Here is an 11,794-nt window from a genome sequence, read left to right as displayed (position 1 = left end):
TCGCCATCGACATGAGACGCGGCAAGGAAGGAACTGGTTCGATTGAGGTTTCCGTGGGGCGGCGGCGTAGCCGCCGGTCGCGTCATCCGGCCGCACAGCCGGATGACGAGGGTTCAGCCGTGGTTCAGGCTTGCCCGTAGATGCGACGGAGCAAATCGGTCACGTTCCTGGCATTGGCCTTCTTGAGGATGCCGGCGCGGTAACCCTCAACCGTTCGCGCGCTTAGCCGCATCAGCCGGGCGATCCCCTTGTTGGTGAGGCCGGCGGCAAGATGCGCGAGCACCTCGGCCTCGCGCTCCGTCAATGGCTCGCAGCCGGCAAGCCAACGCTGCCGGCCGGAATCCGGCTGCGCGAACTCGTCGATCGCGGCATCGATCCGGTCAACGATGTCATGGCTCTGAAACGGCTTCTCGATGAAATCGAACGCGCCGCTCCGGATCGCGTCGACGGCCATGGCGATGCTGCCATTCGCCGACGTCATCAGGATCGGCGCCATGCAGTTATCTTCACGGAGCTGCTTCAGGACATCGAGCCCTGAATGGTCGGACGCCTGCACCTCCAGCAGGACGCAGGCGGGCATGCGAAGCCTCGCTTCCGACAGGAGCGAGGCACCATCGGCGAAGCAGATGACCTCATAGGCCTTCTGCTGAAGCGCAGTCGAAAGCTGTTCGCGGGAGGAGGCGTCGGTATCAATGACAAATACCTCGCCCTTGGAAATCGTGTTTCCTGGCATCATTTCCGGCTCAAACAATGTTTTGATCAAAGGATCCGAGACGGCAAAATCCGGAACTCCCCGGCAGCCGTCGTAAGCCTGGCTTCGGCGCCAGTGCTTTCGGTTTTGCGTATGTATGTTTCGACCGGTTCGAGGATTTGACGAATTGGGACAGAAATTTTACAGTTCGGGACATCTGCTGGAATGGCTGGTATGACCGATCTCATTCGCAGCGCAGCCCTGACCCACTATCCGGATATTGCGCGGTCGGTCGGACTTGACCCCAACGAGATGATGCGACGCGCGCGGGTTCCGCTGGCCTGCCTCGACAGGCCCGAAGTCCGGATCGCGGTGACAGGCTTCCGGCGCCTGCTTGAAACATCGGCAGCAGTGTCAGGTGCCCAGGACTTCGGCTTGCGCATGGCTGATCGGGGCGGCCTCACCAATCTCGGCCCCGTCGCCCTGGTGGTCCGCGAGCAGCCGACGGTCGGCAGCGCGCTCGAAGCGCTGGCCCGCTACATCCATATCCACCATGACGGCATGCGGCTCGATGTCGAGCGTAGCGGAAGCACGGTGACCATCGCGCTCGGCCTGCGCGGCCGTCATCCCAGCGCCTCGAACCAGTCGATCGATCTTGGGCTTGGCACCGTCCACCGCGTGATCAAGGCGCTGTGCGGCGACAAATGGCGACCGCTCGAGGTGCACTTCAGCTACGCGCCGCCGCGCGATCGCAGCCATCATCGCGAATTCTTCGGCTGCCCGCTCGTCTTCAATTCCGAGATCGACGCGGTGGTGATCTCGGCCCAGGACCTGGGCCGCCGGATCGCGAGCGCGCATCCCCTGATGGCAAGCTACCTGCGCAAGCGCGTCGAGGCCATCGACACGCGGCCGGGCGGCTGGGACGAGAAGGTGGACGAGGTCGTGCGCGCGCTGCTCGCCAGCGGCAACTGCACGGTCGAGCGCGTGGCGGAGCATTTTGCGTGCAACCGCCGCACCATCCACCGTCACCTCGCCGAATGCGGCACCAGCTTCTCGGCCATCCTCGATATGCAACGCGCCGCGCTCGTCACCAAGCTGATCGAGGATCCCGGCCGGTCGCTGTCGGCGATCGCGCAGCAGCTCGGCTTCTCCGCGCAAAGCGCCATGGCCCGCTGGTTCCGCAGCCGCTTCGGCTGCTCAATCACCGACTGGCGCAAGGGCGTACGGCCGGCAAAGCCGCGTGTGGATGCGACGGCGAAGGCGGGCGGCCACTCGGCGAGAGTTTGAGCGACGCTATCCAATCGCACGCTGCTTTCCCTTCTCCCCTTGTGGGAGAAGGGAAAGCAGCAGTCCTACGAAAAAAGCACGGCGCTCATCGCGCCGTGCTCTCTATTCTACGTCGCGGTGACGCGAACGCCTTAGTTGTAGATCTCGAACAGGCCGGCGCCGCCCTGACCGCCGCCGATGCACATCGTCACCACGCCCCACTTGGCCTTGCGACGACGTCCCTCCTGCAACAGATGGCCGGTGAGACGCGCGCCGGTCATGCCGAAGGGGTGGCCGATCGCGATCGAGCCGCCATTGACGTTGTACTTGGCGGGATCGATGCCGAGCTTGTCCCGCGAATAGAGGCACTGGCTGGCGAAGGCTTCGTTGAGCTCCCAGAGATCGATGTCGTCGATCTTGAGGCCGTGGCGCTTCAACAGCTTCGGCACGGCGTAGATCGGCCCGATGCCCATCTCGTCGGGTTCGCAGCCGGCCGCCGCCCAGGCGACGAAGCGGCCCATCGGATTGAGGCCGCGCTTCTCGGCGTCCTTGGCTTCCATCAGCACGACAGCCGCAGCACCATCGGAGAGTTGGCTGGCGTTGCCGGCGGTGACGAACTTGCCCGGCCCCTTCACCGGCTCGAGCTTGGCCAGGCCTTCCAGCGTGGTTTCGGGACGATTGCACTCGTCGCGGTCGACGACGTAGTCGACGATCGACTCGGCCTTGGTCGCCTTGTCCACCACCTTCATCTTGGTCTTCATCGGGACGATTTCGTCCTTGAACTTGTTGGCCTGCTGGGCCGCCGCCATGCGGCGCTGCGATTCCAGCGAGTACTCGTCCTGATATTCACGGCTGAGCTTGTAGCGCTCGGCGACGATGTCGGCGGTGTCGATCATCGCCATGAAGATGTCGGGCGCGGTCTTGAGCAAGTCCGGATCGATCGATTCCTTCGGCGTGCCACCGCCCGGAATCGAGATGCTCTCCACGCCGCCAGCGACGATGCAGTCGGAACCGTCGGAACGGATCGAGTTGGCGGCCATCGCGATGGTCTGCAGGCCCGAGGAGCAGAAGCGATTCACGGAAACGCCGCCGGTCGACTTCGGCAGACCCGCCAGCAGTGCGGCCTGACGGCCGATATTCGGCGCGCCATGCGCGCAATTGCCCAGATAGCAATCCTCGACATAGTCCTTGTCGACGCCGGCGCGATCGACCGCGTGCTTGATGGCATGCGCGGCCAGCGACATCGGCGGAGTGATGTTGAACCCGCCACGGCCGGACTTCGCCAGACCCGTGCGTGCGTAGGATACGATTACGGCTTCACGCATTGCTTTCTCCCTTTTCGGACGACCTGATGTGGCAAGTCTTGTACGGTCAGTCTTGACGCCATTGGTACACAAACTTTGCCGGCCGCGGGAAAGAAAAACGCCGCCCCTGGATGCAGGAGCGGCGCTTGTTCCGTAGATCGGAATATCGTTGTTCTCGTCGTCATTCCGGGGCGATGCGCAGCATCGAACCCGGAATCTCGAGATTCCGGGTTCGCGCTTTCGCGCGCCCCGGAATGACTGCTGTCCTTAGAACGTCAGCGCCTTGACCTGCTTGACCTGCGGCAGCGCCTGCACCTTGGCTAGCACATCCGCCGGCACAACACCGTCGACCTCGACCAGCGCGATCGCATCGCCGCCCTGCTCGACACGGCCGAGATGGAAGGTCGCGATGTTGATCTTGGCATCGCCCAACAGGCCCGCGAACTTGCCGATGAAGCCCGGCTTGTCCTCGTTGGTGACGTAGATCATCGACTTGCCGAACTCGGCGTCGACACGGATGCCCTTGATGTCGACCAGGCGCGGCTTTCCGTCGTGATACACGGTGCCGGAGACCGAACGCTCCTGGCGCTCCGTCGACACCGTCACGGTGATCAGGCTCTCGTAGTCGCTTTGCGCGGCGCGGGTCACCTCGTCGACGACCATGCCGCGCTCCTTGGCGACAACGGGCGCGGACACCACGTTGACCTCGCCCAGCATCGGCCGCAGCAGGCCCGACAGCACCGCCGAGGTCAGCGCCTTGATCTTCATCGCGGCGACATGACCTTCATAGGTGATCGTCACCTTCAAAATGCCGGTCTCGGTGAGCTGGCCGGCGAACGAGCCGAGCTTCTCTGCAAGCGCGATGAAGGGTTTTAGCTTCGGCGCCTCTTCCGCGGTGATCGAGGGGAAGTTGATGGCGTTGGAGATCGCCCCGGACAACAGATAGTCCGACATCTGTTCAGCGATCTGGAGCGCGACGTTCTCCTGCGCCTCGGTGGTGGAGGCGCCGAGATGGGGCGTGCAGATCACGTTGGGATGACCGAACAGCACGTTGCTGCTTGCCGGCTCCTCGACGAATACGTCGAAGGCCGCGCCGGCGATGTGCTTGGAATTCAGCGCATCGACCACCGCCTGCTCGTCGACCAGGCCGCCGCGCGCGCAGTTGATCAGGCGCACGCCCTTCTTCATCTTGGCGATCGCTGATGCGTCGATGATGTTCCTGGTCTTCTCGGTGAGCGGGGTGTGCAGCGTGATGAAGTCGGCGCGCTTGAGCAGATCGTCGAGCTCGACCTTTTCCACGCCGATGTCCTTGGCGCGCTCCGGCGACAGGAACGGATCGTAGGCGATCACTTTCATGCGCAAGCCGAGGCCGCGATCGGCGACGATCGAGCCGATATTGCCGCAGCCGACCACGCCAAGCACCTTGCCGGTGATCTCGACGCCCATGAAGCGGTTCTTCTCCCACTTGCCGGCCTGGGTGGAGATGTCGGCCTGCGGAATCTCGCGGGCGAGCGCCAACATCAGGGTGATGGCGTGCTCGGCGGTCGTGATCGAATTGCCGAACGGCGTGTTCATCACGATGATGCCCTTGGCGGTGGCGGCCGGGATCTCGACATTGTCGACACCGATGCCGGCGCGGCCGATCACCTTCAGCTTCGTCGCCTTGTCGATGATTTTTGCGGTCGCCTTGGTCGCGGAACGGATCGCGAGACCGTCGTAATTGCCGATGATCTCGGCCAGCTTGTCCTTGTCCTTGCCGAGGTTGGGCTGGAAGTCGACCTCGACACCGCGATCCTTGAAGATCTGCACGGCGGCGGGAGAAAGCGCGTCGGAAATGAGAACTTTGGGTTTGGTCATCTGAACGTTTCCTTCACCCTCCCCTGGAGGGGGAGGGTCGGCGCTTCGGCGCCGGGGTGGGGTGAAACTGTCGATGTGAATTTCAACGATGCGCCGCGTGGAGAGATCACCCCACCCCGACGCACCTGACGGTGCGTCGACCCTCCCCCTCCAGGGGAGGGTCAGAAAGTTACGCAGCCTTGGCGAGCTGCGCCTTGGTCTCGGCAAAGGCCCAGTCGATCCACTGCGTCAGAAGCTCGACGTCCTTTGCCTCCACGGTGGCGCCGCACCAGATGCGCAGGCCTGCGGGGGCGTCGCGGTAGTAGGCGAAGTCGTAACCCGCGCCTTCCTTCTCGACCAGCGCCACCAGCTTCTTGCAGAACTCGGCCTGCGCGTCCGCCGACAGCGAGGTGATCGCGGGATCGGTGAACTTGAGGCACACGGAGGTGTTGGAGCGGATCGAGGCGTCCTTCGCCAAGAAGTCGATCCAGGGCGTCTTCGCCTTCCAATCGGCCAGCACCTTGGTGTTGGCGTCGGCGCGCGCGATCAGCGCCTTGAGACCGCCGATCGACTTCGCCCAATTCAGCGCATCGAGATAGTCCTCGACGCACAGCATCGACGGCGTGTTGATGGTCTCGCCGACGAAGATGCCTTCGTTGATCTTGCCGCCCTTGGTCATGCGGAAGATCTTTGGCAGCGGCCAGGCCGGCTTGTAAGTCTCGAGCCGCTCCACGGCGCGCGGGCTGAGGATCAGCATGCCGTGCGCGGCCTCGCCGCCCAGCGCCTTCTGCCAGGAGAAGGTGACGACATCGAGCTTGGCCCAGTCGAGCGGCTGCGCGAACGCCGCCGAGGTCGCGTCGCAGATGGTGAGACCCTCGCGGGTCGCGCTGATCCAGTCGGCGTTCGGCACGCGCACACCTGACGTGGTGCCGTTCCAGGTGAAGACAACGTCGCTCGCAGGATCCACCTTCGACAGATCGGGGATCTCGCCATAAGCCGCGTTGAGCTTGGTGACGTCCTTGAGCTTCAATTCCTTGACGATGTCGCTGACCCAGCCTTCGCCGAAGGATTCCCAGGCGAGCGTGGTGACGGGGCGCGCACCGAGCAGCGACCAAAGCGCCATTTCGACCGCGCCGGTATCGGAGGCCGGAACGATGCCGATGCGATAATCGGCCGGCACCTCGAGCACTTCGCGCGTCAGATCGATCGCGAGCTTGAGCTTGGTCTTGCCGACCTTCGCGCGATGCGAGCGGCCGAGCGCGGCGTCCTTGAGATTTTGGGCGTTCCAGCCGGGGCGCTTGGCGCAGGGGCCGGAGGAGAAATGCGGCACGGTCGGCCGCGAAGCGGGCTTCGCTACAGTCATGATCTACCCTTCCAGATAGTAAGCCTCCCGTTGGGGGGAGGTGTCCCGCGGCGGCTAATACGGGAAACGGGTAGAATCGTCAAGGAGCTTTGGGCGTCTCACGCTGGAGTGATGGCTCGGCCAGCGCCTCCGCTGTGGATTGCGCCGCGGCCTGGGCATTGAGCAAACCCAAGGCTTCGCTGATCAATTGCGCCGCTTTGCGCCTGCTCGCGACCTTCAAAATGCATTGCTGATCGGCCAGCACGACATAGTCGTTGCCGACCTTGATTAAGGAATAGCTGGTCATCGAAATCCCCCCCGCCGGATGGGAGACTCGACGATACACCCAATCGCTTCTCAGCGAACATGAACGACGGGTTGGTAGTTTATCAGCTCTTAATGAATGCGCATGCGCCGGCGGATTTCGCAGGCGGCGCAAGGGACGCGGTGGCTTGCGTCAAAAGCGGACAGTCATGCCGATATGACTCGCGGTGAATCCGAGCCGCTTGTAGAAGCGCTGCGCGTCGGTGCGGCTCTGATGCGTCAGGAGCTCGACGAGCTTGCAGCCGCGCGCCCGCGCCTCTTCGACCGCCCACTGCACCAGTTGCTCGCCGATGCCGCGGCTGCGGCAATCGGATGCGACGCGAACGTCCTCGATCAGGCCGCGCGAGGCGCCTTGCGAGCTCAAGCCCGGCAGGATGCAGAGCTGGAGGCATCCCACCACCCTGCCCTCTCCGGTTTCGGCGACCACGAGCGCGAAGTTGGGATTGCCGTCCACCGTCTCGAAGGCATCGAAATAAGACGCCGGCAGCGGATCGGAGAGATGCTCGCGCGCGCTGCCGAGACGATCGTCGGCGAGCATCGCGACGATAACAGGAACGTCGTCGCGGCGGGTGCGGCGGATGGTGATGGAATTCGCGGCCATGATTTGATCCAGAGTTCACCGCGCCGGCGCCAGGCCCAAACTTGTCTCGGCCTCGCCGATCCAGCGCCGGATCGCGGCATACCGCGCGAGATCGAAGCCGCCCTCATGGGCAACGCGGGTGTAAGCCAGCAGCGACACATCGGCGAGCGAGGCGGCGCCGCCGGCGAAAAAGCGGTTGGTTGCGAGATGCTGCTCCATCCGATCGAGCGCTGCATAGCCGCGCTTGACCTTTTCCGGATCGAGCTCCGAGGCATCCTTGCCGAGATAGACCATCTGGAAACGGCACACGGCGATATAGGGCTCGTGGCTGTACTGCTCCCAGAACAGCCATTCGTCCATCTTGGCCGCGGCAAAGGCATCGCTTGGGATAAGCGCGCTGTCGAGGGCGAGATAGCGGATGATCGCGTTGGACTGCGCCAGCGTGCGGCCGTCGTCGAAGGCGACGGTCGGCACCTGGCCGGCGCCGTTCATCTTGAGGAATTCCGCCGTGCGCGTCTCGCCCTTGCGGGTGTCGATCTCGATCCACTGATAGGGCAATGCGAGCTTGTCGCAGACCCACTTCACCTTAAGGCAATTGCCGGAATTCGAATCGCCGTAGACCTTCATCGCTGCCGCTCCCTACAGCATGATCCGGACCCGGAGGCCGCGTTGGCACAAAGTGCGCAGCGGATTTCCGGATAGATCATGCTCGGACAAAGAGGAAGCGACAGAGCATCAAAGCGGGCCGGTGCTGTCAACCGGCCGGGCAGGAATGGCGGTCAGAACTTGTAGCCGGCGCCGAGGCGGAAATTGTTGGTCGAGAAGTTGATGTCCTTCACGGACGAGAAGCGGATGTATTCCCATTCACCGCGGAGGAATATGCAATTCCAGATCATGTATTCGGCGCCGAGGCCGGCGGTCCAGCCGGTGACGAAGCTGTTGACGCGCTGCTCGGTCTGCGATTGCGAGGCGGAGCCGAGATAGTCGGTGTGGTGGACGACACCCGAGATGCCACCGACGACAACCGTTTCGTCCCAGTCATCGTATTTGTCGTACGACACCGTCGCGGACCGCGATGCCGCAACGCGCCCTACCGCCAGGCCACCAAACGCATAGGGCAGGAAGTCTCCGCCCGCCCAGCCCACACGGCCGCGGAAGGTGACGACGTCCTTGACCTGAAGCGCCGCGGAGCCGGTCAGCGTCGTGTTGTAGGAATGTGTGTGGCCCGCCGGTGCGACCTCACCGGCCGGACTGACGATCAACCGCGTCATCGAATCGCTCGATGAGCTCGCAAGGTTGTTCATGTAGTTGTAGTTGGCTTCGACGCCGAGCACGGCGTCATACCATTGCCAGTTGCGACCGACGAATGCGCCAAAGCCGTTCGCCTGCGCGTGATTTTTCGACAGGAGTCCCCAGCTCGACACCGGAGCCTGCAACACGCTGTTGCGCAGCATGAACCCCGTCATGCCCCCCGGGGCATGGCTGAAGTCCATGTCGGCGGAGGTGTATCCGATCTGCCCGCCGACATAGAAGCCGTCCCAATTGCGGCTGGTCTTCGACAGGCCGTCGGTGAATGCGCCGCGCAGGATGGGAAGATCGGGCATATCGGCCGCTTGCGCGGCGGACACCGTTCCCAACATCGCCGCCACCAACATGAACCTACGCATCGCAACGCTCCATCGAACACGAATTTTCGTGTGTGATCATGGACCGTTAACCTTAACCAATAGTTGCAATAGGCAATTTCGTCCCAACGAGCATTGAAAAATACGCAAAGCAAAACGGCGCGGGATAATCCCGCGCCGTTAAGACGTCTTAAGAGTTGGGGGGGGGGGGGCGACCGCTCAGCCCTTGGTGACCAGCGGCGGCGGCGCGTAGGCCGGCGGGCTGTTGAGGTCCCAGCGCACGCCGAGCTTCAGGTCGTGCGAGGTGAGGTCCTTGATCTTGATCGAGGTAGGACCGGAGGCGCTGTTGTCGAACAAGCGGAAGTTGCCGGGCGCCGCGTCGCCGAGGTTCATGTAGCTGTAGGCCAGTTCGACGGTGAACCCGGGATTGACCTTGTAGGCGAGACCGGCGTGGGCGGCCCAGGCGAAGTTCCACTTTCCGTTGTCGGCGAAGTAGGCGACGCTGTTGTTCAGCAACGGGCTGTATGACACGCCGTCGTCACGGAAGCCGCTGATCTTGTTGTAGGAGCCACCGACACCGGCACCGATGAACGGCGTGATGCACCACCACGTGCCGAGATCGACATAGGCGTTCGCCATGACGACCCACTCGGACTTGCTGCCGCTATAATTGTTGACCCCGACAAAGCCGGGCCCAATGACGTTGTCCGAACCATGCAGGTTGGCCTTGCCGCGCCACTGCCCGATCACGTCCGCGCGAAACCAGTTGTTGAAGCGATAGCCGACACCGAGGTCGAACAGCGGGGACGAGTCGAAGCCGAGTCCCTCCGTCGTCTTCGTAAACCCGGGCGCTACGGCGCCCTCGATGCTCTTGGCGCGCTGGTTGGTCATGCCGATGTCACCGCGCAGGTACCAGCCGCCGAAGTCGGCGGGGGGCGCCGGCGGCGCGTACATCGGAGGGGGCGCCGCAATTGGCATATCGGCGGCAAACGCCATCGACGAGATCAGGGTTGCCGCTCCTGCAGCAAGCAAAGACTTAACGCTACGCATTGGCTTCGTCCTTTTGGCCGGTGAGGCAAATACCGGCGCCTCACGTTCTGGAAACTCACGGGCGGACGATGGCATCAAATGCTTAAGCGCCACTTAACCCTAATTTTTAAGGTTGATTTTTTCTCACCGTACACGCGCATGCGGCAAGAGCGTTGCAAAAATGCGGCGCCTACGCGCCCTCAATTGCTAACGATTGATGAAGGTGCGGCGCAACGAAACAGGAAGCGTTAACGCACGGGACGCGGCAGTTTCGGCAGGAACACCGCGAGCAGGCCAATCGCCGGAAGATACGAGCAGACCTGATAGACGAACTCGATCGAGGTGTGGTCGGCGAGCTTGCCGAGCACGGCAGCGCCCAAGCCGCCGATGCCGAAGGCGACGCCGAAGAACACACCCGAGATCATGCCGAATCTGTGCGGCACCAGCTCCTGCGCGAACACGATGATCGACGACGTCGTTGACGAGATGATGAGCCCGATGAAGACGGAGAGCACCGCACTTCCGACCAGCCCGACGTAAGGCAGCGCCAGCGTGAACGGCAGCGCGCCGAGGATCGAGATCCAGATCACGATCTTGCGGCCGAAGCGATCGCCCAGGGGACCGCCGAGGAAAGCACCGACCGCGTTCGCCGCGAGGAAGATGAAGAGATAGATCTGCGCCGCCTGCGTCGACACGCCGAAGCGATCGATCAGGTAGAAGATGTAGTAGCTCGACAGGCTCGAGACGTAGAGCTGCTTGGAGAACAGCAGCGCGACCAGCACGAGCAGCGCAACGGCAACGCGGCGCGAGCTCGGCCCGCCCGGATGCGCGTGAAGCGGCATCGTCTTCTTGGTCGTTATCTGCGGCGCGTACCAGCGGCCGATGCGCCAGAGGATGAGAATCGCGAGGAACGCGATCGACGAGAACCAGGCGATGCTGCCCTGTCCGAACGGCACGACGATGAGTGCGGCGAGCACAGGTCCCATCGAGGTGCCAAAGCTGCCGCCGAGCTGGAACACCGACTGTGCGAAGCCGTAGCGTCCGCCGGAGGCTAGCCGCGCGATGCGCGCGGATTCAGGGTGAAACACCGCCGAGCCGAGTCCGACCAGCGCGGCGGCAGCGAGGATGACGAGATATTGGTGCGCAACGGCCAGCAGCAGCAGGCCGAAGAAGGTCGAGGCCATGCCGATCGACAGCGAATAGGGTTGCGCCTTCTTGTCGGTGTAGTGCCCGACCACCGGCTGGAGCAGCGATGCCGTGAACTGGAAGGCCAGCGTGATCATGCCGATCTGCGCGAAGTCCAGCGCATAGGTGTCCTTGAGGATCGGATACACCGAGGCGATCAGCGACTGCATGGTGTCGTTGAGGAAGTGCGAGACGCTGATGCCGGTGAGCACGATGTAAGCGGGACCGGCGCCAGGCTTGACGGCCGCAGGCGCGACGTCGGCCACGACGACGGGCTCGGCCAGCGTTTCCTCGGAGACGACGACAGGCTTGTTCAATGGAGCGATCCCGGCAGGCGCGGCGAACCGCCGCACCGCCTTACCTACGATGACGGGGCCCGCGCGACCACCGCCAATCGCCGAATAGCTGGAATGCGCGGGTGCTCTCGTCTGACCCTCTCCCCTTGTGGGAGAGGGTGGCTCGGGTCCTAACCGGCTACATGGGTAACAGAATAGACCGGCGACATGGGTAACAGGTCAACTGTCGGCAAGGAGGGCTTTGCCGATGGGTTGGAAGGAGACCTGTGCCGTGGACGAGCGGATGCGCTTTATGGTGGCGGTTGAGAAGGGCGAG

General features: G+C 63.3%; 11 protein-coding genes. 1 reads left to right on the top strand and 10 read right to left on the bottom strand.

The genetic code is table 11. The annotated features are described in order from the left end of the window. Window positions 1–124 precede the first annotated feature (124 nt). Window positions 125–733, bottom strand: coding sequence for a response regulator transcription factor (locus JQ632_RS27220; protein WP_212405760.1), 609 nt, complete (start codon window positions 731–733; stop codon window positions 125–127). A gap of 192 nt (window positions 734–925) precedes the next feature. Here JQ632_RS27220 and JQ632_RS27215 point away from each other — a divergent pair, with 192 nt between their 5' ends. Then, on the top strand, window positions 926–1,978 hold the full coding sequence (locus JQ632_RS27215) for an AraC family transcriptional regulator (protein WP_212405722.1): 1,053 nt from the start codon (window positions 926–928) through the stop codon (window positions 1,976–1,978). Window positions 1,979–2,109: 131 nt separating this feature from the next. Here JQ632_RS27215 and JQ632_RS27210 read toward each other — a convergent pair whose 3' ends face one another. From JQ632_RS27210 to JQ632_RS27170, 9 genes are all read right to left on the bottom strand, one after another. After that, window positions 2,110–3,282, bottom strand: a complete 1,173-nt coding sequence (locus JQ632_RS27210; RefSeq protein WP_212405721.1) for a thiolase family protein — start codon at window positions 3,280–3,282, stop codon at window positions 2,110–2,112. 246 nt (window positions 3,283–3,528) lie between these two features. Further along, window positions 3,529–5,118 carry a phosphoglycerate dehydrogenase gene (gene serA, locus JQ632_RS27205; protein ID WP_212405720.1) on the bottom strand — a complete coding sequence of 530 codons (1,590 nt, stop codon included), beginning with the start codon at window positions 5,116–5,118 and terminating at the stop codon, window positions 3,529–3,531. A 169-nt stretch (window positions 5,119–5,287) separates the two neighbouring features. After that, complete coding sequence (locus JQ632_RS27200; RefSeq protein ID WP_212405719.1) at window positions 5,288–6,460, bottom strand: phosphoserine transaminase; 1,173 nt, start codon at window positions 6,458–6,460, stop codon at window positions 5,288–5,290. A 79-nt stretch (window positions 6,461–6,539) separates the two neighbouring features. Beyond that, window positions 6,540–6,746 (bottom strand): hypothetical protein, encoded by a 207-nt coding sequence (locus tag JQ632_RS27195; RefSeq protein ID WP_212405718.1) that lies wholly within the window; start codon window positions 6,744–6,746, stop codon window positions 6,540–6,542. 150 nt (window positions 6,747–6,896) lie between these two features. Continuing rightward, window positions 6,897–7,364 carry a GNAT family N-acetyltransferase gene (locus tag JQ632_RS27190; protein WP_212405717.1) on the bottom strand — a complete coding sequence of 156 codons (468 nt, stop codon included), beginning with the start codon at window positions 7,362–7,364 and terminating at the stop codon, window positions 6,897–6,899. Window positions 7,365–7,379: 15 nt separating this feature from the next. Further along, window positions 7,380–7,970: a glutathione S-transferase family protein gene (locus tag JQ632_RS27185; protein ID WP_212405716.1), complete on the bottom strand. Its 591-nt coding sequence runs from the start codon at window positions 7,968–7,970 to the stop codon at window positions 7,380–7,382. Between the two features lie 152 nt (window positions 7,971–8,122). Then, window positions 8,123–9,010, bottom strand: coding sequence for an outer membrane protein (locus JQ632_RS27180; RefSeq protein ID WP_212405715.1), 888 nt, complete (start codon window positions 9,008–9,010; stop codon window positions 8,123–8,125). A 177-nt stretch (window positions 9,011–9,187) separates the two neighbouring features. After that, complete coding sequence (locus JQ632_RS27175; RefSeq protein ID WP_212405714.1) at window positions 9,188–10,018, bottom strand: outer membrane protein; 831 nt, start codon at window positions 10,016–10,018, stop codon at window positions 9,188–9,190. 227 nt (window positions 10,019–10,245) lie between these two features. Beyond that, window positions 10,246–11,499 (bottom strand): MFS transporter, encoded by a 1,254-nt coding sequence (locus JQ632_RS27170; RefSeq protein ID WP_212405713.1) that lies wholly within the window; start codon window positions 11,497–11,499, stop codon window positions 10,246–10,248. Between the last annotated feature and the right edge of the window lie 295 nt (window positions 11,500–11,794).

Origin of the sequence: Bradyrhizobium liaoningense (assembly GCF_018130955.1) — a bacterium.
Classification (GTDB): domain Bacteria; phylum Pseudomonadota; class Alphaproteobacteria; order Rhizobiales; family Xanthobacteraceae; genus Bradyrhizobium; species Bradyrhizobium liaoningense_C.
This window is presented reverse-complemented; position numbering and strand designations above follow the sequence as displayed.